The following is a 22,546-nucleotide window of genomic DNA, read 5'->3' on the forward strand; positions in this document are numbered from 1 at the left end:
TGCTCGCCGTGGGCTGTTGCGGCGGTCGAGTGTGGTGGCCGGGCCGGGGCGCGTCAAGGGCGCCTCACTGGGGGCGCTTCGCGCAGACGGAGAGAGGCGTCGCTTCGCGACCGCTTTGCGGCCCTTGACTCGCCCCGGCCCGGCCACCTGTCTTTCACGCGCCGCCCCCTCCCCCGGGAACGGGTGCCCGGGGGAGGCCTGCTTGCGGTTCCGGTCTGCTGCCGTGTTGCGGTCGCTTGTTGGCCCCGGGCTTCTTGTGGCTCAGATGAAGCCGGGCTTCCGTCCCGCCGTTTTGAATGAAGGGCACCTTCATTCAATAGGTTCGAATGAAGGTGCCCTTCATACAAACCCGGTGGCGGGCGGCGCCTCTCGGCCGAGCGCGAGTGGCCGCTTTTCCTCCACAGGTTGGCGATTCGCCGAGTTCTCCACAGCTCGCTCGCTGACCGACTCCTTGGCCCCTCGGCCTGCCTAACGTCCATCTCGTGTTCGGTCGCCATCGCCTTCGTCCGCGGGTGAGCCCAGAGCTTGCTGCCCGTGCGGTGAGTCGGTTGCGCGATCTGCACCGCCCGGTCGTGGGGCGGCACGTGGCGGGAAGCACGCCGTCGCCTACGACGCCACCGCCGCCGCGCGGCCAGCCGGCGGTTGGTGGTTGGGTGCCCGATCGTCAACGCACACAGGGAGAGGAGGCCAACGTGGGACTGCTGCGCGACGCTGCCGGCGATGTCGTGAGCCGGGTCGCCGAACGAGTCGGTGCAGGCCCACACCCGTCGACTGAGGCGCCGGATCCGCTCGCCGTACCTCGCCTGCGCGCCAAGCATGTCCTCGTCGTCGGCATCCTGCTGCTGGTCGCCGTGATCGGCGCCGTCCTGCTGTTCGTCAACCAGCAGCCGACCGAGCTCACCCCCAACCCGATCGCCCACGCCACCGTGGTCGCGACCGGCACCCCGCCGGCGACCCGCGGGAGTCCCAGCCCGTCACCCGGCAAGCTGCTCGTGCACGTCGCCGGCAAGGTACGCGAGCCCGGCGTCGTCCAACTCCCCACCGGCGCCCGCGTCATCGATGCCGTCGACGCGGCGGGCGGGGCGCTGCCCGGCGCCGACCTGAGCGGCCTCAACCTCGCCCGCCCGTTGACCGACGGCGAACAGGTCCTGGTCGGCCTCCCTCCACCACCAGGTGGCCCGTCGGCCAGGCCTTCCCCGACAGGACAAGCCCTCGTCGACCTCAACACCGCGACGCTCGAGCAGCTCGACGCGCTTCCCGGCGTCGGTCCCGTTCTCGCGCAACGCATCCTCGACTACCGCGACGAGCACGGCCGCTTCGAGTCGGTCGAGGACCTCCAACAGGTCACCGGCATCGGTTCACGGAAGTTCGCCGAGCTCCGCGAGCTGGTGCAGGTCTCATGAGCACCCTCGAGCCACTCGAGCAGCCAGCGCCGGCGCGCACCGACTTCCGCCTGGTGCCGCTCGCGCTCGCCGCCTGGGGCTGCACGCTCGCCGTCCCCAGCCTTCCGCCGCTCGCGGTCGGGATCGGCGTCGCGGCGCTGCTCGTCGGAGCCGCGATCGTCGCCCTCCTCAGGATCCCGCGCCACAAGCCCCGCCTCGCGCCGGCCATCGCGCTCCTGCTGCTCGGGTCCGCAGCCACCGCCACCGTCACTGCCGTCCAGGTCGCCTCGGCCCACTCCGGCCCGGTGCCCGAGCTCGCCGCCGCCAGCGCGGTCGTGACCGCCGAGCTCCAGGTCCGCAGCGACCCGGTCGTACGGAGCCGCCCAGGCTCGCAGCGCCCCGCATACGTCGTCCTCAAGGCGATCGTCGAACGCGTGAAGTCGCGCGGCACCACCGCCGAGGTCCACACCACCGTCGTCGTCACCGGAAATCTCGCCTGGAAGCAGGTCGCGGTCGGCGAGCGCGTACGCCTCACCGGACGGCTCGCCCCCACCGATCCGGGCGACCGCGTCGCGGCAGTCCTCTCCGCGCGATCGCCACCCCACCACCTCGCCGAGCCTGGCCCCCTCGACCGAGGAGCCAGCCAGCTCCGCGCCGGACTGCGAGCGGCGGTCGACGGCCTCCCGCCCGCCGAACGCGGCCTCGTTCCGGCACTCGTCGTCGGCGACGTCTCGCTGCTCCCACCGGAGGTCGTCGAAGACCTCGACACCGCCGGCCTCACGCACCTGTCGGCGGTCAGTGGCGCCAACCTCACGATCATGCTGGCGTTCGCCCTCGGCCTGGCCAGGTGGTGCGGCCTGCGGTCGTGGGCGCTTCCTGTTCTCGGCGCGCTCTGCGTGGCCGGGTTCGTGATCCTCGCCCGCCCCGAGCCGAGCGTCCTCCGCGCCGCCGCGATGGGACTGGTCGGGCTCGCCGGCCTGGCGACCGGATCGAGGCAACGCGGCGTTCCCGCGCTCGCCGCGGCCGTCACGGCGCTGCTGCTGATCGACCCGTGGCTTGGGCGGGAGTACGGGTTCGCGCTCTCCGTTCTCGCCACCGCCGGCATCCTGCTCCTCGGCCCACCCTGCACCGACGCCCTCGCGCGCTGGATGCCCCGCTGGCTCGCCGCCGCGCTCGCGATCCCGATGGCCGCGCAGTTGCTGTGTACGCCGATCGTCGCCCTGCTCTCGGAGTCGGTCAGCCTGGTCGCGATCGTCGCCAACCTGCTCGCCGGACCAGCCGTCGCGCCCGCCACGGTCCTCGGCCTCGTCGCCACGATGGTCGCGCCGATCAGCGTCGCCCTCGCGAGCGTTCCGGCGAGGCTGGCCGGGTTCGCGGCGCGGTGGATCGTCGAGGTCGCGACCAGATCGGCAGACCTCCCGGGCGCCTCGCTCGGCTGGGCGACCTCACCGGCCGGCATCGCGCTGCTGGTCGTCGTCTGCGTCGCGGCCGCCGCGCTCGCCCCACCCGTTCTCAAGCGCCGCGGCATCAGCCTCGCCCTCGCCGCCGCGATGCTGCTCTGGCTGGTCCAACCCGCCAGGCTGATCGGGCTCGGCGGCTGGCCACCGCCGAACTGGATCGTCGCCGCCTGCCAGATCGGCCAGGGCGACGGCCTCGTCCTCCGCGCCGGCCCGGGTACGGCGGTCGTCGTCGACGCCGGACCCGACCCGCGGGCGATGGACCGTTGCCTCGACGAGCTCGGGATCAAGAACGTCCCGTACGTCCTGCTCAGCCACTTCCACGCCGACCACGTCGACGGCCTGCCCGGCGTCCTGAGCGGCAGGAAGGTCGCCGAGATCGGCGTCGGCCCGCTGGACTCGCCGGCCGACGAGGCGGCGGCCGTACGAACGCTCGCCGCCGCCGCACGCATCCCGGTCAATCGGGTCCAGGTGGGCGAGCAGCGGCAGGTCGGCGACGTGAGCTGGACCGTTCTCGCGCCGAACGGCCACGTCGCCTCCGACCACCTCCCCGAAGAAGGCGAAGGATCCGTCGAGAACGACGCCAGCGTCGTCGCGCGAGCCGAGATCGGCGGGCTCCGGATCCTGCTCACCGGCGACATCGAGCCCGGCGCCCAGCGCGCGTTACTCCGTTCCGGCGCCGACCTCCGCGCGGACGTTCTGAAAGTTCCGCATCATGGAAGTAAGTTCCAGGACCCCGCGTTCATCCGCGCGGTCGGCGCGCGGTTCGCGCTCGTCAGCGCCGGCGAGGACAACGACTACGGCCACCCGGCGGTCTCGACACTCGGCCTGCTCGAGTCCGCCGGCATGACCGTCGCGCGGACCGACCAGCACGGCGAGTCGGTCGTGGTCCTCACCGACGCGGGCGCCACGTTGCAAGCGAGGCACAAGTGAACGGCGCTGTCGGTACGGCGTGGCATGCTGGGCCGCGATGGCTACCGCGACTTCGTCCGTACGTCCCGACCGCGAGGCACTCGGCGCGGTCACGCTTGTCGTCGGCGCCGACGAGCTGCTCTCCGAGCGCGCGATCGCCGCCGCGGTCGCCGCCGTGCGTGCGGCCGACGCCGACGCGGACCTGACCGAGCTGGACGCGGCGACGCTCGTGCCCGGTGCGCTCGCGGAGCTGACCAGCCCTTCGCTGTTCGCGGCGAGCAGGGCGGTCGTCGTCCGCAACCTCGACACCGTGCCGCCGGAGAGCGCCGACGCGCTGATCGGGTACGCCAAGGCGCCACAGCCGGACGTCGCGCTCGTGCTCGTGCACAAGGGCGGGCAGAAGGGCAAGGGCACGGTCGACAAGCTCAAGAAGGCCGGCGTCCGGTTGGTCACGACCGAGGCGCCGAAGACCTGGGAGCTGCCGAAGTTCGTCGTGCGCGAGGTCCGCTCGGCCGGCGGCAAGATCGACGAGGAGTCGGCGGCGCTGCTCGTCGACTCGGTCGGCAGCGACCTGCGCGCGCTCGCCGGCGCGGCCAGTCAGCTGCTGTCGGACACCGGCGGCGAGCCGATCACGCAGGAGATCGTGCGCAAGTACTTCGCCGGCCGTGCCGAGGTGACCAGCTTCAAGGTCGCCGACGCCGCGGTCGTCGGTCACACCGCGGAGGCGTTGGAGCAGCTGCGGTGGGCACTGCGCTCCGGCGTCGTGCCCGTGCTGGTGACGTCGGCGCTCGCCGGCGCGCTGCGCGGGCTGATCAAGTTCGCCGGGGCGCCGCGCGGCCTGCGGGACGCCGACCTCGCCCGCGAGGTGGGCGTAGCGCCGTGGAAGCTCAAGTCACTTCGCGGCCAGCTCCGCGGCTGGACCCCCGACGGCCTCGCCGCCGCGGTCCAGGCCGTCGCCCAAGCCGACGCCGACATCAAGGGCGCCGCCGACGACCCCGAGTACGCCCTGGAGCGGATGATCCTCGCCATCACAGCCGCGCGCACCCGCGGCTGACCAGGACTCGGAGCTAGGAAACGCCCGTCGGGGCGACCACGATCCCCAGCAATCCCGGTCCGGCGTGGGCGCCGATGACGCCGCCGATCTCCGTCACGATGAGGCGGGCGATCATGGGGACTCGGGCGCGCAGGTTCGTTGCCAAGGCCGCGGCTCGGTCGGGTGACTCCAGGTGGTGGATGGCGAGCTCGACCTCGCGCAGGCCAGCCAGGTCGACGGCCCGCTGCTCGAGCTCAGCGAGGGCGCGGCCGGACGTACGGACCTTGGCCAGCATCGCCACCCGGCCGTCGACAACATGCAACAGCGGCTTGACAGCCAGCGCCGACCCCACCAGGGCCTGGGCCGAGCCGATCCGGCCACCGCGACGCAACGAGTCCAGCGAGTCCACATAGAACAACGTGGCCGCTGACGCCGAACGGGACCGCGCCACCGCCGCGACCTCCTCCGACGATGCCCCACCAGCCGCCAACCGGGCAGCGGCCAGCACGGCGAAGCCGAGCCCCATCCCCACCTGCCCCGAGTCCACCACCGTCACCGGCACCGGCGATTCCAGCGCAGCCAGCCGGGCGGCGTCTCGCGTCCCCGACAGCTGCCCCGACACGTGCACGGACACCACAGCCGACGCGCCGGCAGCAGCGGCGGCCGCATAAGCAGAGAGAAACACCGGCGGAGCGGGCCGCGACGTCGTCACCGTCAGCCCGGCACGCACAGCGGAAGCCACCAACGAGGGCAGCGCAGGATCACCCTCGACGTACGTCGACCCGTCGACGACCACCTGCAGCGGCACCACAGCGACGCCCAGAGCCGCAACGTCGTCCGCCGACAGGTACGCCGTCGAGTCCGTCACGATCGCGACCCCGGCCATACCGCCACACCTTAGCCTCGGGATTTCAGGTGTTGGTGGGCGACAGCGGCCCGGGAAAGCTGGGCGTGGTGCCGCCTTACCCGGCCAGTGGCCGCTCTACCTGGCGTCCACCCCACGTAAAGGGGCCAATGATCATGTAAACATGATCATTGGCCCCAGGGTAGGGCTGGAGGCCGGGGTCGCTACGAACGGCGGGGACCTACTGCTGAGCGGTCTCGCACGCCTTGAACGTGTCGAACCCGTCGCCGCCACCGGCCTGGTCGAGCAGACCCTCGCCACAGTCGAGGATGTCGTCCCCGCCGAGACCGATGAGCGTGTCGTTGCCGGCGAACCCCAGCAGGATGTTGGCCTGGTCGTTGCCGACGAGGATGTCCGCGGCGCCCAACGTCCCGGCGATGTGCTCGAGGTCGGCCCTCGCGTTGTCCTTCTCCCCCGCGGCGCCGTCGTTCGCGACACTGTCGAGGCTCACCTTCACGCCTACCGTGTGGTCGTAGTACTCGACGACGTCGATGCCAACCCCGCCCGAGATGCTGTCGGACAGGCCGTCGTCACCGCACACGTTGCAGTCCTGACCGCCGCGCAAGGTGTCGTCCCCGCTACCGCCGTAGATCGAGTCGGCGCCGTAGTCGCCGAAGATCTTGTCGTTGTCGGCCTCACCGTCGATGAAGTCGTTCCCGCTGCCGCCACGCAGGTTGTCGCGCCCCGGACCGCCCCAGATCGTGTCGGCGCCGTCGCCACCGCTCAGTACGTCGTTGCCGCCGTAGCCGTCCAGCGTGTTGTTCACCGCGCTGCCAATGACGTGGTCGCCGTACAGCGAGCCGAGGATGTCCTCGACATCGTTGAAGACATTGTCGCCCTCGTTGGCGACGCCGTCGTCGGCCAGGTTGTCGAAGTCGACCCGGACGGCGGCGTTCGCGGTGTTGTAGCGCGCCTGGTCACGCCCCAAACCACCACCCAGCTTGTCGGCGCCAGGACCACCGTCGAGCCGGTCGTTGTCCGAGCCGCCGCTGAGGATGTCGCTCCCCTGGCCGCCGTTCAGGACGTCGACCCCGCCGAGCCCGTACAGGTCGTCGTCACCGGTGCCGCCGTCCAGCTGGTTCGCCAGAGCGCTCCCTGTCAGCTGGTCCGAGGCGCTCCCACCAATGAGCCGTTCGACGTCGGTGCCGATGAGGTCCTTCTCGCCGGACTGGCCGTCGTTCGCGACGCCGTCGAGGGAGGCGACGACGCGGGCCGTACGCGCGCCATACGTGACGAGGTCCGTCCCCGTGCCGCCGACGAACTTGTCCGCGCCCAGTCCACCGTCGAACGTGTCGTTCCCGGTGCCACCTTCGAGCGTGTCGTTGCCGGTGCCGCCGGTCAGGCGGTCCTGGCCGGCGTAGCCGACCAGCGTGTCGCCGTCCGCGCCGCCGTCGACGATGTCGGCGCCGGGGCTGCCCAACACCTGGTCGACGCCGGCACCCGCGTTCACCGTGGCCCGCTTGACGGTACGGACGTCCAGCACGTCGTTGCCGTCGCCCAGGTTGGCGGTCACCGTGCTCACGTTCGGCGCGTTGCACCGCACCTGCCGTACGGTCACGGCCACACACCCCGTGCCAGGCGTGACCATGTCGCCGTTGTCCGTCACGGTGTAGACCGTCCCCGACAACTGCACAGAGATCTTGTTCGCCTTGCCCGCTTGAGCATTGATCTGCAGGATCGACCCCGCGACCGTCACACCGCTCGCCGCGTACGCCGGGGTCGCGACCAACGCGGCCGCGCACAGGGTGATCGGTACGAGAGGCGCAACCAGGCCCCACTTCAGCTTCATATCCGTCCTCTACTTTCTACTCATCTCGCCCAGAAGGGTGGCTGAGGGCAGACTCGGTAGACATCGGAAACGGGTGCCCATATCGGCAGGGGCGACTGCCTAGATGTCGGTGGTCCAGTGCAGAGTGGGCGCCATGTTCGAGACACCCGCCGAGGTCGCCCAGCTCCAGACACTCCTCGACGCCTCGCTGCCGCGTTCGACCCAGCACCTGCGCAACATCGTCAAGCCGGAACGGTCGATGACCGCCGAGCAGCTCGTCACCGTTCTCACCGGCATGCGCACGCTCTCCGTCGCCACCGTCACCGCGAAGGGCGAGCCCCGGATCAGCGGCCTCGACGGGCACTTCCTGCATGCCCGCTGGCACTTCAGCACCTCCGAGAAGGCCGCCAAGGTCGGCCATCTGCGCAGGCGCCCGGCGGTCAGCGTCGCCCACATCGTCGGCGACGACCTCGGCGTGTTCTGCCACGGCACGGTCGAGTTCCTCGAACGCGACCACCCCGACTTCGACGCGCTCCACGACCACCTCGTCCAGCACTACGGCAGCGATCCCGACAGCTGGCAGGAGGACCCGATCGCCTACCTGCGCGTCCAGCCGTCCTGGATGGTCGGGTACGCGCACGACCCCGCCGGGATCACGGCGCAGGCCGCGACCGGGTAGGATCCCGGGCAGAGTCCGAGACCAGGGAGTCACCGTGCGGGAGCAGAAACAGGCCTAGCCGTCGCGCCAGCCTGCCCACACACCAAAGAAGGTCTCCTCAAATGCAGTCCCACGACTGGATCGTGCGTACGGCCGACGACGTCATCGCCGCCGCACAGGAACGCCAGGCCGACCCGATCGTCTGTGCCTCCGGGATCAGCCCGTCCGGGCCGGTTCACCTCGGCAACCTGCGCGAGCTCACCACGCAGCACTTCGTCGCCGAGGAGATCAAGCGCCGTGGCGTCCCCTGCGAACACCTGTTGTTCTGGGACGACTACGACCGCCTCCGCAAGATCCCGGCCGGCGTCCCACCGGAGTTCGCCGAGCACCTCGGCCGGCCGCTGACCGGCGTACCCGACCCGTGGGGCGAGTACGCGAGCTGGGCCGAACGGTTCGCCACCCCGGTACGTGACGCGATTCGTCAACTGGGCATGGACATTCGCGAGATCTTCCAGACTGAACGGTACGCCGCCGGCGCCTACACCGGCCCCGTCGTCCGCGCGATGCGCGAACGCGACACGATCCGCGACGTGCTCGCCCGCTATCGCACGAAGGGCAAGGAACGCACGGACGAGGAGTACTGGCCGTACCGCGTCTACTGCCAGACCTGCGGCCGCGACACGACCAGCATCACCCACTACGACGACGCGACCACCGCGCTGGCGTACACCTGCGAGTGCGGGCACACCGGCGGCTTCGTCCTCGAGACCACCAACAGCGGCAAGCTTTTCTTCAAGGTGGACTGGCCGATGCGCTGGGCGGCGGTACCCGTGACGTTCGAGGCCGCAGGCGCCGACCACTCCTCCCCCGGCTCGACGATGACGGTCGGATCGGAGCTGTGCCGCAAGGTGTTCGGCGCCGAGCCGCCCGTCTACCTCGGGTACGCGTTCGTCGGGATCCGCGGCGCGTCGAAGCTGTCCAGCTCCGCCGGCGCCGTCCCGACGCCCGCCGACGGCCTGCGCGTCATCGAGGCGCCGATCCTGCGCTGGCTGTACGAGCGCCGCCGGCCGAACCAGTCGATCACGATCGACTTCGGCAGCGAGATCACGCGCCTGTACGACGAGTGGGACCGCCTCGACGACCCGACGGCGTACGAACGCGCGACTCGTACGACCACGACCGAGCTTCCCCAACCAGCCAAGCGGATTCCCTGGCGCCTGCTCACCTCCGTGCTCGACCTCACCGCGGGCGACGACGCCCAACTGCTGCGGATCCTCCGCGACGTCGACGCCGACAGCAAGGAGCTCGCGCTGGCGGATCTCGAGCCCCGCTTGAGCAGAGCCCGCGCCTGGGTCGCCGAGCATCTGCCGGAAGAGGCTCGGACCCACGTACGCACAGAGCCGGACAGCGAACGACTTTCCGCCTTGTCAGAAAGGGAATCCCGGGCACTCGCCACGCTACTCGACCGGCTCGAGGACGACTGGAGTCTGGTCGGTCTCACCACTCTGGTGTACGGCGTTCCCAAGCTGGTCCGAGGACTGCCGATCGACGCCCCGCCGACAGCCGAGCTCAAGCAGGATCAGCGCGCGTTCTTCGCACTCGTCTACACCTTGCTGGTCGGCCGCGACACCGGACCGCGGCTCCCCACCCTCCTCCTGGCGCTCGGCCCGGACCGCATCCGAGGACTGCTGAGCTACCACACAGGGTGAAGGCCGTAGCTCAACACGAGGTTCTTGCGGCGTTGGTAGTCCGTCAGGGCCGGCTGGTCCATCCGGCCGTACGCCGCCACCGCGGAGTACGCGGGCGAGCAGTTGGCGAACAGCCGCGTGGCGCGCAGGTCGCGGCTTGCGTAGTACGTCAACGACAGGTCGCGTGACCACAGCGCGGCGGCGCAGGACTCCGGTGCCGCGTTGGCCATCCGAATCACCGACGAGTAGTCCTCGAAGCTCGCCACCGACACCACCGGTCCGGCGATCGCCTCCCACAACGAGTCCGTCGCCTCGACGATCGTCGGCTGCATATAGTACCCGTCCGCCAGCTCGCCGCCGAGGTCCGCCCGCACCCCGCCGGTGAGGACGCGCAACCCGGACTCCTTGGCCAACCGCACGTGCTCGAGGACCTTCGACAGCTGCTCTTCGCTCGTCTGCGCACCGAGCATCGTCTCGGTGTCCAACGGGTTCCCCTGCCGGATCGCCTTCGTACGAATCGAAGCGGCCTCCACGAACTCGTGGTACATCGGCAGCTCCACGAGCGCACGCGAGGGCGAACCACACGCCTCGCCCTGGTTCAACGCGAACGTCGCGAACGCGTCGAGTACGCGATCGGAGAACTCGTCCTCGGCCTCCAGGACATCCGCGAAGTAGATGCTCGAACACGTCGCCGCGGTGTTGTCTGTCAAGACGGCCTTGCGCACTCGATGACTCGACACCAATGGCGTCGCGACCTCGGCGGACAGCCCGTTCACGACGTTCACCACACCGGGTGGCACGAGGTCCGCGATGAGCAGCATCAGCTCCATGATGGACACGGGCGTCTGTTCGGCCGGCCGAAGCACCACGGTGTTGCCAGCGGCCAACGCCGGCGCGAGGTTCCATGCCGCACACAGCAAGGAGAACGTCCACGGGACCGACTGCGCGATGACGCCGAGCGGCTCGTACCGGTGGCACGCCACCATGTCGCCGTCCTGCTGCGTGATCCCACCTTCCTGAGCAGTAATCGCCCCGGCCAGTTGACGAAAGTGGTCCACTGCCATCGGCAGATCGGCGGACAGCACCTCGCGGATCGGCTTCCCGCTGTCCCACACGTCCGTCACCGCGAGCCGGGTGGTCTGCTCCTCGATCCGGTCCGCGATCTTGTTCAGCACGATCGCGCGATCGGTCGGCGTCGTCGCACCCCAGCCGACAGAGGCTTCCTCCGCCGCGTCGAGCGCGAGCTCGACGTCGTCGACGGTCGACCGTGCCACCTCGGTGTAGACCTCACCGGTGACCGGCGACGTGTTCTCCGTATACCGTCCGAGAACCGGCAGCCGGCTCTCGCCGGCGATCCAGTTCCCGTACCGAGACGGCAGTGAGATCGGACTGGCTGGCTGTCCAGGTGCGGCATAGACGGCCATCGGCGCGACCTTCCCGGGGATCCAAGCCACGCGTCCGGCAACACGTGACACAGGTCGACATTAGGAGTCACAACGTTGCACACACGTTGCACGGTTGCGGTAAGCGACGACTGCCACTCAGCGTGAGGACTCCCGCAGGCGGTCCAGGTGGGTACGCACCTGCGTCCGCCGCGGCGACCCGTACCGCAACCGGTCGAGGCAGGCCTGCCACACCACCGTGTCGTTCAGCCCGTCCGGACTCTGCGCGTAGCTCAGCAACACGTCCACGGTCGCGTGTGTGAGCAGGGCATTGCGGAGCCGGCGCCTTATTTCATGCCGTAATGCCACGATGGCCGGAGCGTCCGATCGCGGCAGCACCGAACCGGTGTAGAGCGCGAGCGCCTGCCGATGAGCACCCCGCGCGAGCAGCCGGCGGAGCTCGGCGACGTCGGTGTCCAACGGTTCCGCCAGACGGTACGGCCGCGAGAGGATCGCGGGCTCCGTCACGATCCGGCGCAGCCGGGTGATCTCGGCGCGGATCGTCACCGGCGGACGGTCGCGCTCGTGCAGGCCGACCGCGAGCTGGTCGGCTGTCATGCCCTCCGGATGCAGCGCCAGCAACAGCAGCAGCTCCGCGTGCCGTACGGACAGCCGCAGCTGCCGTCCAGCCCAGTTGAGCCGGGCCTGGGCGGCACCGAGAACGTCCAGCCGTCCACCCGGCAGCACCTCCAGCCGTCGCTTGCGGCGGATGCCGTCGATCTGTTGCAGCCGCAGCTCGGACTCGGCTGCCGCGGCGGCCGTCCGTACCAACGTCAACACCCGAGGCGTCGCGATGTCACCACCGCCGGACACGTCGAGGACGCCGAGCAGCTCCTCGCTCTCCGGGTCGACGATGGGTGCCGCCGTACAGCTCCACGGCTGGACCGAACGGCTGAAGTGCTCCGAGGCGAAGACCTGTGCCGACTGCTTCGTGGCGAGCACCAGGCCCGGCGCGTTCGTACCCGCGAACTCCTCGCTCCAGTTGGCGCCTTCGACGAAGTGCATCTCCGCGGCCCGGCTGCGCAACCGGCGGTTGCCCTCGACCCAGAGCGCGCGGCCCAACGTGTCGAAGACCGCGACGACGAAGCCGTTGTCGGCGGCGTCGGACACGAGAAGGTTGCGCAGCACCGGCATCGCACCGGCGAGCGGATGCTGGTCGCGGTACGCCTCGAGCTCGTCGTCGAGGAGTTGCACGGGTGCCACCGGGCGGTCCGGGTCGACTCCCGCCGACGACGAACGACGCCAGGATTCCAACACCAGTGGGCGAACGTGATGGTCCGGTCGTCCGGTGGTGAGAAAAGCCTCATGTGCCAGCGACGTGAACCGGGAGGCTCGCGCAGGGTCGACCCCATTTGGCAGTGCCGCCGACGAACCCGTCATCGCCGCTCCCTTGTCAAGCGTCGATCGCGGCCTCCGTGACGATCGCGTGCGCGGCGCCGCGGAGCGCGGTGACCGCGTCCTTGATCGTCATCGGGTCGAGCCGGCCGGCGGGCGCGGCCAGACTGATCGCGGCCGGCGTCGAGCTGCCCGGCAGGACCACCCCGACGCATTCGCCTCCGTCCTCGTTCTCTCCTCGGTCGAGAGAGTACCCGCGAGCCCGTACGTCGCCGAGCTCCTCCAGGTAGAGCTCGACGTCGGTGATCGTCGCGGTAGTGCACGCCGGCATTCCCTCGACTCGCAGGATGCGGCGTACCTCCTCTTCGCGCAACCGTGACGCGACCGCCTTGCCGAGAGCGGACGAGTGAATCCGGTCACGGGCACCGGGGCGCGCGACGAACCGGACCGCGCGGGGGCTTTCGGCCACCTCGAGATAGGAGATCCGGTTGACGTCGAGGACGCCGAGATTCACGGTCTCCTGGAAACGTTCGGCGAGCCCTTCCAGATGCGGGCGGGCGACGACCGAGAGCCGCGCGAGCTCGCGCGGCCGGAGTTGGCCGAGCGCGCGTCCGAGCCGGTACGTGTCGCCGGCGGCATCGCGCGCGACGTACCCGCGCGCCTCCAACGTGGACAGGTAGCGGAACGCCGAGCTCTTCGGCAGCCCGGCCGCGGACGCGATCGCCCCGAGGCTCAGTCCGCGCGGCGACTGCTGCAGCGCGTCCAAGATGTCGACGACACGATCCACCGCTCGAATGGTGTACGTCGGACTCGACACGTCCACGTTGCTTGTCCGTTCCCCCGGGAGCTGAAGGTTGCCCGCCCGACCGGCGAACGGCACCACGCGAACGCTCTGCCGAAGGTCACTGCACCCCCTCGGGCAGCGCAACAACGACACAGCAAGGCTGCGTGGAACCAAGCGCTCGCCGGTCGGAGGCCGCTCGATCAGATGCCAGCCCCCCGCAGACTGGCATTGTTCGAACCGACCGGTCCATTTCACTCACTGAAACGGGCCTTCTACGAGCGTCAGGCATTCTCGACGGGATGACGCATCCCGGTCAAGGCATAGACAAAGTGTCGGCCCAAATGACATTTCGACTGTCGAAACGGAGGTCTATCCAACCACGAGGTTAACCAGCGTCGGCGGTTTGACGACGGCACGGCGTACGACGCGGTCGCCGATGGCGGACACGACGCGTTCCGACGTTCGTGCAAGCGCTTCCAAAGCGGCGGCGTCGATGTCCGGCGGGACGTTCACCCGATCCCGCACCTTGCCATCGATTTGCACCACGCAGATCACGGTGTCGACGGTCAAGAAACCCGGATCCGCTTGCGGATAAGGCTGGTACGCAACGGATTCCGCATGTCCCAGCCGGCTCCAGAGCTCCTCGGCCAGGTGCGGGGCGAACGGCGCCAGCATCAGGACAAGCGCTTCGACGGCCTCGCGTGGCTTGCGTTCCAGCCCGGTCAGATGCGTCGTCAGCTCCATCAGCCGGGCGATCGCGGTGTTGACTCCCAGCTCGTCCAGGTCGCTGCGTACGGCGTCGATCGTCTTGTGGAGTTGACGATTCGTCGCGTCGTCTGGCTTGTCGTCGGTGACTGTGATCCCGCCGGTCTGCTCATCGACGACCAGCCGCCAGACGCGTTGCAGGAAGCGCTGCGCCCCGCCGATCGCCCGTGAGTCCCAGGGGCGGGCCGTACCGATCGGCCCGGTCGACATCACGTACACGCGGAACGTGTCCGCGCCGTACTCGTCGGCGATGTCGTCCGGCAGCACCATGTTGCGCAGGCTCTTGCCCATCTTGCCCAGGGAACGGGTCACCGGTTTGTCCGCGTACCAGTAGGTTCCGTCGCGTTCGACCACTTCGTCTGCCGGAACGTTGACGCCGCGCTCGTCGGTGTAGCTGTAGGCCTGGATGTAGCCGACGACAGTGAACCGGCGGAACGGCTCGCGGCTCGACACGTGGCCCAGGTCGTACAGGACCTTTTGCCAGAACCTCGCGTACAGCAGGTGCAGGACGGCGTGCTCACCGCCGCCGACGTACAGGTCGACGCCGCCGGGGTCGCCGCCCATCCAGTACTTCTCCAGCGCCGGGTCGACGAAGACCTCGTCGTTGTCCGGGTCCAGGTAGCGCAGCTCGTACCAGCACGACCCCGCCCACTGCGGCATCGTGTTGGTCTCGCGGCGGTACTCGCGTTGGCCGTTGCCCAGGTCGAGCGTGACCGTGGTCCAGTCGGTCAGTCGCGACAGCGGCGCCCGCGGCTCGGAGTCGGCGTCGTCGGGGTCGTACGTGGTGGGCGTGAAGTCGTCGGTGTCGGGCAGCTCCAGCGGCAGCAGGTGCTCGGGCAGCGCGATCGGACCGTACTCGTCGTACACGATGGGGAACGGCTCACCCCAGTAGCGCTGGCGGCTGAACAGCCAGTCGTGCATGTTCGGAATCCACTGCCGCTGTTGGGATTTCAGCGCGTCGGGCCAGTCCAGCTCGTCCAGGTCCTTCAGCAGGCGGTCCTTGTACGCGGTGATGCGCAGCACCCACTGGCGCATGGTGCGTTGGAAGACCGGGAAGTTGCCGCGTTCGCTGCGGCCCTCCTCGGTGACTTCCTCGTTGGCCAGAACGGTGCCCAGACCGGGGCACCAGTTGACGATCTCCTCCGACAGATACGCCAGCCGGTGCGCGTCGACGGCCTTGCGTTGCTCGGCCTGGGTCAGCTCGCACCAACCGCGTCCGGTCGGCGTTCTCCTTTGGTCCATGGCGAACGCGGCTTGCAGCTCTGGGATCGGACGTGCTCTTTGTTGCTCGTCGTCGTACCAGGAGTTGAACAGCTGCAGGAAGATCCACTGGGTCCAGCGGTAGTAGCTCGTGTCCGTGGTGGCGACGCCGCGTCTGGGGTCGTGCGCCATGCCCAGGCGGTGCAGCTGCCTGCGGATCGTGTCCATGTTGCGTTCGGTCGTGACGCGCGGGTGCTGGCCGGTCTGGACGGCGTACTGCTCGGCGGGCAGGCCGAACGCGTCGAATCCCAACGCGTGCAGGACATTCTCGCCCAGCATCCTGCGGTATCGCCCGAAGACGTCGGTCGCGACGTACCCCACCGGATGGCCGACGTGCAGCGCGCCGGAGGGGCCGGGGAACTGGTCCAGCAGGTAGAACTTGGGCTTGCTGTCGTCTCGTTCGGCATAGAACGTGTGGCGCTCGTCCCAGTACTGCTGCCAGCGCGCCTCGATGTCGCCGGCCAGCGCGCCGGTATAGCGATGGGGGGTCTCCATGATCGGGGCTCCTCAGCGATGTCTGTCGGCGTGACGGATAGCCGCGCCGACGCGGTGCTCGAGGCACCCGCTGAGGGTCAGCGCGGCTGGCTAAGGAGGAGGCCGTACCGCATGGGTCGAAGAATACTCATGCTTCGAGGGGCTCGTCCACGCGACTTCCGTGCCACCGCTCGGCGGCGGGTCAGCCGGGGACGATGTTGACGAGCTTCGGGGCGCGCACGATCACCTTGCGGATCTCGCGGCCGTCCAGCGACGCCAGCACCTTCTCCGAGGCCAGCGCGAGCTCGCGCAGCGCGTCCTCGGAGATGTCCGGCGACACGTCGAACTTGTCCCGCACCTTGCCCGCCACCTGCACCACGCAGGTCACCGACTCGGCGGCCGCCAAAGAAGGGTCGAACGAAGGCCACCCCGCCAGCGACACCGTCGGCTCGTGGCCGAGCCGCTCCCACATGTCCTCCGCGGTGTACGGCGCCACCACCGACAGCATCACCGAGAGCTTCTCGACCGCTTCACGCACAGAAGGATCGCCACCGCCCACACCAGAGTCGACGGCCTTGCGGATCGCGTTCACCAGCTCCATCAGCCGAGCGATGCCGACGTTGAACTTGTACGACTCCAACAGTTCCGTGAACTGCTGCACGGTCCGGTGCGTCACCTTCCGCAGCGCCGCGTCCCCCTCCGCGGGCGAAACCCCCACAGCGGAAGAGACGTCGTTCGCCAACCGCCAAGCCCGCTGCAGGAACTTCAACGACCCCGCCGGCGACACATCGGCCCAGTCGATGTCGTCCTCGGGCGGCCCCGCGAACACCATCGTCAGCCGGATCGCGTCCACACCGTACGACGCGAGCTGCTCCCCCAGGTCCACTCCATTGCCCAGCGACTTGCTCATCGCCTTGCCCTGGTTGACGACCTGCCCCTGGTTCAGCAGCGACGTGAACGGCTCGATGAAGTCGACCGCGCCCATGTCGTGCAGCACCTTGGTGAAGAACCGCGCGTACAGCAGGTGCAGGATCGCGTGCTCGACACCGCCGACGTACTGGTCGATCGGCATCCAGCGGCGCACGGCGTCGGGGTCGAACGGACCGTCATCGTAGTTCGGCGAGCAGTAGCGCAGGAAGTACCACGACGAGTCGACGAACGTGTCCATCGTGTCGGTGTCGCGCCGCGCCTCTCCCCCGCACTTCGGGCACGCGACCGTCACCCAGTCCGTCGCCGAAGCCAACGGGGACACGCCCTTCGGCTGCAGGTCCGCACCGCGCAGGTCGGGCAGTTCGACCGGCAGCTGCTCGTCCGGGACGGCCACCTCACCGCACGCGTCGCAGTGGATGATCGGGATCGGGCAGCCCCAGTACCGCTGCCGCGACAGCAGCCAGTCGCGCAGCCGGAACGTCACCGCGCCCTTGCCCAGCTCCTTCGACGACAGCCACGTGGTGATCCGCGCCTTGGCCTCGTCGACCGCCAGCCCGTCCAGCGACACCTCGGCGTTCGCGGAGTTGATCGCCGGACCGTCGCCGGTGAACGCCTCGCCGTCGAAGTCGGCGGGTGGCTGGACCGTACGGACGATCGACAGCCCGAACTGCTTGGCGAAGTCGTAGTCGCGCTGATCCTGCGCCGGCACTGCCATGATCGCGCCGGTCCCGTAGTCCGCGAGCACGTAGTCCGCCGCGTACACCGGGATCCGCTCGCCGTTGACCGGGTTGATCGCGTACACGCCGAGGAAGACGCCGGTCTTGTCGCGTTCGGTCGACAGCCGCTCGATCTCGGTCGACCGCTTGACCTCCTCGAGGTACGTCTCGAACGCCGCGCGTTGCTCAGCAGACACGATCTCCGAAGCGAGCTTCGCCTCCGGCGCGACCACGAAGAACGTCGCACCGAACAGCGTGTCCGGCCGCGTCGTGAACACGGTCACCGGCTCCGTACGACCCTCGATCGCGAAGTCGACGTACGCGCCCTCGGACCGCCCGATCCAGTTGCGCTGCATGGTCAGCACGCGCTCGGGCCACTGACCCTCCAGCGGCCCCATGTCGTCCAGCAGCCGCTGCGCGTAGTCGGTGATCTTGAAGTACCACTGGGTCAGCTCGCGCTTGGTGACGTCGCTGCCGCAGCGCTCGCACTTGCCGGCGACGACCTGCTCGTTCGCCAGCACGGTCTGGTCCTTAGGGCACCAGTTGACGAACGATGCCTTCCGGTACGCCAGGCCGCGCTCGTAGAAGCGCAGGAACAACCACTGCGTCCACTTGTAGTAGCCGGGGTCGCTGGTGTGCAGCCGCCGCGACCAGTCGAACGAGACGCCGTACCGCTTGAACGAGTCGGCCTGGGTGTCGATGTTCGCGTACGTCCACTCGGCCGGGTGCGCGTTGCGGCGGATCGCGGCATTCTCCGCGGGCAGGCCGAACGAGTCCCACCCGATCGGGTGCAGGACGTTCTCACCCTTCTGGAAGTGGTAGCGCGACACCAGGTCGCCGAACGCGTAGGCCTCGGCGTGACCCATGTGCAGGTCGCCGGAGGGGTACGGGAACATGTCGAGCTGGTACCGGCGCGGCCGGGTGTCCTCGGCGGCCCCGTCGTCGGTCGCCTCCGACTCGGCCCGGAAGGGGTCCATCCGCTGCCACACGGGCAGCCACTTGCTCTGGATGGCGGCGAAGTCGTACGCCTGTTCGGTGTCGCTCATGCTCGTCTGCACTCCGTACGCGGGCGGGAAGGCAAGTAGATACTCCAACAATGAAGAAACCCCTCACTCAGGAGGGGTCGCCACGCTGACGTGAAGCTGCGGTCAGCGCGGCCAGGTAAGAAGGAGCAGAGCCACTCGCACGCTCACAGACTAGCGCACGAGTGGCTTCGCCCTGGTCACGGTGTGTACGCGACCAGCCGCCTACCAGTACGTCAGCGAGACGCAGCGCGCCGGGACGTACCCGGTCGTTCCCGACACGCTCGTGCGGTACCAGACGGTGCCGCCGCCGCACTCGGTGTAGGCCGCGCCGGGCGTACCGGTGCAGCCGCGGCCCGGCTTGGAGAGCGTGACGCTGCCGACGACCGCGGAGGCCCCGTCGGCGGTGGCGTGCGCGGCCACCGGGTCGTTGCCAGCCGGCTCGGCCAGGCACCCGATGCTCGCGTTCGCTGCCCCCGTGGTCAGCGCGATCAGCGCCGAAGCCGCCAGTGCGGTGGCCGCCGCCAAAGCAGCCCATTTGCGCGGAGATCCAGACATTGCCGCCCCTTTCAACGTTGCAACCCTCGTGATGGGCACACCGTAACCGTGCCGGCGGAGCGCTTTCCAGACCTGCGGACGAGCACTTGGTGACAGCCCGACCACGGTACGGAGCAGGAGGTGTCGTGATGTCGCCATTGCAGGAATGCGACAGGGAGAAAGTGCCCAACGTCTCCGGCGATTCGGTGAAGATGTTCACCACCCCAGTTGGCATCCGAACCCCGACCACAGGGAGCTTGCCGGGAACCACGCCCCTGACCCGTGGCACTCCGCTCCACGATGCTTGTGCCCCGCGTTCGCCTACCCCCCTGACGTGCGCGGACGGACTGGCATCGACGTGCATGCGACAGGTGGTCGATCCGGATGCCTTCTGGGGTGCTTCATGTCCGGCGCTCTGGAAAGCTGGAGTCATGCCCCAGATCGGTGTAGTCGGCGACTTCCGAGCAGCGAACCCCACCCACGTCGCGACGACCGAGGGCCTCGAGCACACCGGACGTGCGCTCGGCCTCGACACGACCGTCACCTGGCTGCCCACCGACACGTTCACCGATGCCGAGCTCGCCGGCATGGACGGTCTGCTGGTGGCGCCGGGCAGCCCGTACGCGAGCATGACCCGCGCGCTCGACGCGATCCGGCACGCCCGCGAGCACGATGTCCCGTTGCTCGGGACCTGCGGCGGCTTCCAGCACCTCGTCGTCGAGTTCGCGCGCAACGTGCTCGGGGTCGAGGATGCGGGCCACGCGGAGTACGACCCGGACGCCTCGACGCTGTTCGTCACCGCCCTCGCGTGCTCGCTGCAGGGGCAGCGGCTCGACGTCGAGGTGCACGCGGACACCAGGGCTGGTGCCGCGTACGAGACGAGCACCGCCACGGAGCGCTACTACTGCGACTTCGGGCTCAACCCTTCCTTCCTCGAGCCGCTGCGCGCCGCCGGCCTGGTCGTGAGCGGCGTCGACAAGGACGGAGAGGTGCGGATCGTCGAGCTCCCCGCGTTGCGGTTCTTCGTGGGCACGCTGTTCGTCCCGCAGGCGTCGAGCACGCCGGAGCGGCCACACCCCCTGGTCGGCGCCTTCCTCACCGCCGCGCGCTGACCCTGCGGTCGGCGCGGTCGGCGCGGTCGGCGCGGTCGGCGCGGTCGGCGCGCCGGGCCGGCGGTGGGTTCGCTTGGCCCCCCGGCCCCGGGGACAATGATCATGTTTACATGATCATTCGCCGCTTTACGTGGGGTGGACGCCAGGTAGAGCGGCTACTGGCCGGGTAAGGCGACCACGACACGCATCACTCACCGAGTGCCTTCCCGCTCAGCTCACCCGAGACGTCGCCACCCCAAGTCTCCCGAGCAGGACAGGCACCTCCGTCATTCATACGTCGAAGTCGCCCACCAGCACCTGAAATCCCGAGGCTAACGGTCGCTCTCCACCTGGAGCTCGGCGAGCTGGAAGTACCGCGTGGGGTCGCCCGCGCAGGCGGTCTGCAGCTTGGTCGCGTGCACCCGGACGTACCGGTAGCTGCCCGACACGTCGAACGTCTGGCCGCTCACCGGCACGGCGAGAGGCTTGCCGTCGTTGAAGTTCGTCCGCGTCGCGAGCGTCTTCCAGGAGATCGCGTCCTTGCTCCCCTGGAGGCTGAAGTCGATCGGGAACCCGTACCCCTCGCACTCCTTGTCGTCGCGCGGGAACAGCTTGACCCGGTCGATCCTCGCCGGCTGCAGGAGGTCGACGTACGCCCACTCGGTCGCGTCGGCGGTGGCGTGGCCGTTGCTCGACCAGCCGTGGCTCACCGCGCCGCTGTCGACCTTGGTGAACGTGTGCGTCAGCCCGTCGACGAGCGCGGCCTGGGACCAGCCCCATGGGACGGCCGAGCTGGCGGCGACCTGCCGGCCCTGGGCGAGGTTGCGCGTCACCTTCGCCTTCGGCTGCTGAGCGACCTGGCTCGCGTTCGTCCGCTCGAGGACGAACGCGACGACGCTGTACGGCTCGACGGTGAGCTTGCGGGCGAACGTGCTGGCGCCCTTGACGATCCGGGTGTCGACCGGGTCGGCGTTCTCGGTCGGCCCGACGCTGTAGCCGCGGAGTCCTTCGGCGTAGTCCTTGTAGTAGTTGCCATGGGTGGCGTCGATGAGGTACTGCGTGACCTTGACGTTCTGCCTTCTGGTGTAGGGCAAATGGCTCACGCTGAGGTCGAGCTTGGTGCCGGCGGCCTGGTCGTTCCAGGCCAGCAGGACGACCTTGCCGCTGGCGGGATCCTTGGTGACGATCGCCCCGACCGCGCCGTCCTGGGTGCCCGGGCCGGTGACGCTCGTCTGGAGCAACGTCGACTGCAACCGGTTGGTGAGCTCGAACGCGTTGTACGCCGCCTTCTTGTGACCGTCGACGGTGAGCAGACCGAGGTCGCCGTTGAACAACGAGGACGGTTGGAGCCCTTCCTTCGGCGAGAACCAGAAGATCTTCGACAACGCCGGCCGCGCCATCGCGTCGCCGATGCGGCGGACCGCGTACGAGGCGCCCTGGTTGGTGTCGGAGGGCGCGCCGGGGCCGCTGGTCATCTGGGCGGTGATGTTCCACTCGGAGACGAAGATCGGGACGTTCGTCCTGCCGGCGGCGTCGAGGCGGGTCTTGACGTCGTCGACGAGCGCGAATGTCAGGTCCGGGCCGTAGCTGTGCACGGCCGCGAAGTCGAGCGGGACCGACGGCTTGTCCTTGAGGAACGCGGTGAAGCCGTCGAAGAACCACCAGCCGCCCTGGGTGGTTGTCGGACCGCCGACCTTCGCGGTCGGGTCGGCGTTCTTCACGCCCGTGGCGGTGGCCTCGTACATCGCGTTGTACTGCGGCTGGGTGCCGGCCCAGAAGCCGCCGAGGTCGGGCTCGTTCCAGACCTCCCAGTACCAGCCGGTGTGGCCGAGATCCTTGTAGTGCTGGACGAGCGCCTGCACGACCTGTCCCCACAGCGCGTTGTCGTTCGGGATCGCGTTGTCGTACCCCGTCGCCTTGTCCGCGCCGCCGAGTGCCTCGGGGGTGAACGCGACGCCCATGTACGGGGTCATGCCCTGCTCGACGAGCGGGAGGACCACGCGGTCGAGCTTGCTGAAGTCGTACGTCAGATTGGGTGGTGTGCCTTGGACGATGTTGTAGAAGTTCTCGTTGAGCAGATGGGTGATCGCGACCATCCGCAGCCCGGCCTGCTTGAACTTCGGATACGACTCCGGCAACCAGTTCAGCGCGTTGTGGGTGAGGTAGCCACCCTCGTTCGCGTTCAGGTACTTGGCATGGTCGAACGTGCCGGCACTGGTACTGAAGTCCGCGGCAATCGTCGGCCGGGTGACCTCCGCCGCGGCCACGGCCGGCGTCGACGTACTGGTCAGAGTGCCGGCAATCAGCAAGACAGGAACGAGAATCCACGACCTGTTCGGCATGGCGAGCCTCCCCTTCGGCGCTCACAGCCTGACTTCTTCAACGATG

The 22,546-nt window shown here is 69.3% G+C and carries 15 protein-coding genes; 6 read left to right on the forward strand and 9 right to left on the reverse strand.

From position 1 onward, the window contains the following. The first annotated feature begins 692 nt into the window (after window positions 1–692). The 3 genes from JOD67_RS29405 to holA are packed head-to-tail and all read left to right on the forward strand — an operon-like array spanning window position 693 to window position 4,805. The gene (locus tag JOD67_RS29405) at window positions 693–1,403 is read left to right on the forward strand and encodes a ComEA family DNA-binding protein (RefSeq protein WP_307782598.1); all 711 of its coding nucleotides are present in this window, start codon (window positions 693–695) and stop codon (window positions 1,401–1,403) included. Continuing rightward, window positions 1,400–3,772 (forward strand): ComEC/Rec2 family competence protein, encoded by a 2,373-nt coding sequence (locus JOD67_RS29410; RefSeq protein WP_205120949.1) that lies wholly within the window; start codon window positions 1,400–1,402, stop codon window positions 3,770–3,772. Before JOD67_RS29405 ends, JOD67_RS29410 begins: the two co-directional genes overlap by 4 nt. A 37-nt stretch (window positions 3,773–3,809) precedes the next feature. After that, window positions 3,810–4,805, forward strand: a complete 996-nt coding sequence (holA, locus tag JOD67_RS29415; RefSeq protein ID WP_205120950.1) for a DNA polymerase III subunit delta — start codon at window positions 3,810–3,812, stop codon at window positions 4,803–4,805. Window positions 4,806–4,818: 13 nt separating this feature from the next. Here the strand turns inward: holA and JOD67_RS29420 are convergent, their stop codons facing one another. Together JOD67_RS29420 and JOD67_RS29425 are read right to left on the reverse strand one after the other, a co-directional pair. Further along, complete coding sequence (locus JOD67_RS29420; RefSeq protein ID WP_205120951.1) at window positions 4,819–5,670, reverse strand: DegV family protein; 852 nt, start codon at window positions 5,668–5,670, stop codon at window positions 4,819–4,821. Between the two features lie 199 nt (window positions 5,671–5,869). Beyond that, the gene (locus JOD67_RS29425) at window positions 5,870–7,477 is read right to left on the reverse strand and encodes a calcium-binding protein (RefSeq protein ID WP_205120952.1); all 1,608 of its coding nucleotides are present in this window, start codon (window positions 7,475–7,477) and stop codon (window positions 5,870–5,872) included. 133 nt (window positions 7,478–7,610) lie between these two features. Between JOD67_RS29425 and JOD67_RS29430 the strand changes: the two genes are divergently transcribed. Next, on the forward strand, window positions 7,611–8,135 hold the full coding sequence (locus JOD67_RS29430; RefSeq protein ID WP_205120953.1) for a pyridoxamine 5'-phosphate oxidase family protein: 525 nt from the start codon (window positions 7,611–7,613) through the stop codon (window positions 8,133–8,135). 101 nt (window positions 8,136–8,236) lie between these two features. After that, window positions 8,237–9,823, forward strand: coding sequence for a lysine--tRNA ligase (gene lysS / locus JOD67_RS29435; protein ID WP_205120954.1), 1,587 nt, complete (start codon window positions 8,237–8,239; stop codon window positions 9,821–9,823). Here lysS and JOD67_RS29440 read toward each other — a convergent pair. The 6 genes from JOD67_RS29440 to JOD67_RS29465 form a co-directional block, all read right to left on the reverse strand. Continuing rightward, entirely contained in the window at window positions 9,808–11,277 is a 1,470-nt protein-coding gene (locus JOD67_RS29440) for an aldehyde dehydrogenase family protein (RefSeq protein WP_307782599.1), read from the reverse strand. The genes lysS and JOD67_RS29440 overlap by 16 nt on opposite strands. Before the next feature lie 66 nt (window positions 11,278–11,343). Continuing rightward, on the reverse strand, window positions 11,344–12,624 hold the full coding sequence (locus JOD67_RS29445; protein WP_504970680.1) for a GAF domain-containing protein: 1,281 nt from the start codon (window positions 12,622–12,624) through the stop codon (window positions 11,344–11,346). Window positions 12,625–12,637: 13 nt separating this feature from the next. After that, window positions 12,638–13,366 carry an IclR family transcriptional regulator gene (locus JOD67_RS29450; RefSeq protein WP_205120956.1) on the reverse strand — a complete coding sequence of 243 codons (729 nt, stop codon included), beginning with the start codon at window positions 13,364–13,366 and terminating at the stop codon, window positions 12,638–12,640. A 366-nt stretch (window positions 13,367–13,732) separates the two neighbouring features. Next, window positions 13,733–15,883: a class I tRNA ligase family protein gene (locus JOD67_RS29455; RefSeq protein WP_205120957.1), complete on the reverse strand. Its 2,151-nt coding sequence runs from the start codon at window positions 15,881–15,883 to the stop codon at window positions 13,733–13,735. 181 nt (window positions 15,884–16,064) lie between these two features. Further along, window positions 16,065–18,554, reverse strand: a complete 2,490-nt coding sequence (gene leuS, locus JOD67_RS29460; protein ID WP_205120958.1) for a leucine--tRNA ligase — start codon at window positions 18,552–18,554, stop codon at window positions 16,065–16,067. A 201-nt stretch (window positions 18,555–18,755) separates the two neighbouring features. Next, the gene (locus JOD67_RS29465) at window positions 18,756–19,088 is read right to left on the reverse strand and encodes a hypothetical protein (protein WP_205120959.1); all 333 of its coding nucleotides are present in this window, start codon (window positions 19,086–19,088) and stop codon (window positions 18,756–18,758) included. Between the two features lie 410 nt (window positions 19,089–19,498). On the opposite strand from JOD67_RS29465, the gene JOD67_RS29470 reads away from it, so the two are divergent. Beyond that, a complete protein-coding gene (locus JOD67_RS29470; protein ID WP_205120960.1) occupies window positions 19,499–20,179 on the forward strand; it encodes a CTP synthase C-terminal region-related (seleno)protein in 681 nt (226 codons plus the stop codon). Window positions 20,180–20,490: 311 nt separating this feature from the next. Here JOD67_RS29470 and JOD67_RS29475 read toward each other — a convergent pair whose 3' ends face one another. After that, complete coding sequence (locus JOD67_RS29475; RefSeq protein WP_205120961.1) at window positions 20,491–22,500, reverse strand: GH39 family glycosyl hydrolase; 2,010 nt, start codon at window positions 22,498–22,500, stop codon at window positions 20,491–20,493. Window positions 22,501–22,546: the final 46 nt, after the last annotated feature.

The organism is Tenggerimyces flavus (assembly GCF_016907715.1).
Classification (GTDB): domain Bacteria; phylum Actinomycetota; class Actinomycetes; order Propionibacteriales; family Actinopolymorphaceae; genus Tenggerimyces; species Tenggerimyces flavus.

Excerpts from the sequence above, each read along its gene's own strand:
- JOD67_RS29410 (WP_205120949.1), top strand. The coding sequence starts at position 1,400 with ATGAGCACCCTCGAGCCACTCGAGCAGCCAGCGCCGGCGCGCACCGAC.
- holA (WP_205120950.1), top strand. The coding sequence starts at position 3,810 with ATGGCTACCGCGACTTCGTCCGTACGTCCCGACCGCGAGGCACTCGGC.
- JOD67_RS29420 (WP_205120951.1), bottom strand. The coding sequence starts at position 5,670 with ATGGCCGGGGTCGCGATCGTGACGGACTCGACGGCGTACCTGTCGGCG.
- JOD67_RS29425 (WP_205120952.1), bottom strand. The coding sequence starts at position 7,477 with ATGAAGCTGAAGTGGGGCCTGGTTGCGCCTCTCGTACCGATCACCCTG.
- JOD67_RS29430 (WP_205120953.1), top strand. The coding sequence starts at position 7,611 with ATGTTCGAGACACCCGCCGAGGTCGCCCAGCTCCAGACACTCCTCGAC.
- lysS (WP_205120954.1), top strand. The coding sequence starts at position 8,237 with ATGCAGTCCCACGACTGGATCGTGCGTACGGCCGACGACGTCATCGCC.
- JOD67_RS29445 (WP_504970680.1), bottom strand. The coding sequence starts at position 12,624 with ATGACGGGTTCGTCGGCGGCACTGCCAAATGGGGTCGACCCTGCGCGA.
- JOD67_RS29455 (WP_205120957.1), bottom strand. The coding sequence starts at position 15,883 with ATGGAGACCCCCCATCGCTATACCGGCGCGCTGGCCGGCGACATCGAG.
- leuS (WP_205120958.1), bottom strand. The coding sequence starts at position 18,554 with ATGAGCGACACCGAACAGGCGTACGACTTCGCCGCCATCCAGAGCAAG.
- JOD67_RS29465 (WP_205120959.1), bottom strand. The coding sequence starts at position 19,088 with ATGTCTGGATCTCCGCGCAAATGGGCTGCTTTGGCGGCGGCCACCGCA.
- JOD67_RS29470 (WP_205120960.1), top strand. The coding sequence starts at position 19,499 with ATGCCCCAGATCGGTGTAGTCGGCGACTTCCGAGCAGCGAACCCCACC.
- JOD67_RS29475 (WP_205120961.1), bottom strand. The coding sequence starts at position 22,500 with ATGCCGAACAGGTCGTGGATTCTCGTTCCTGTCTTGCTGATTGCCGGC.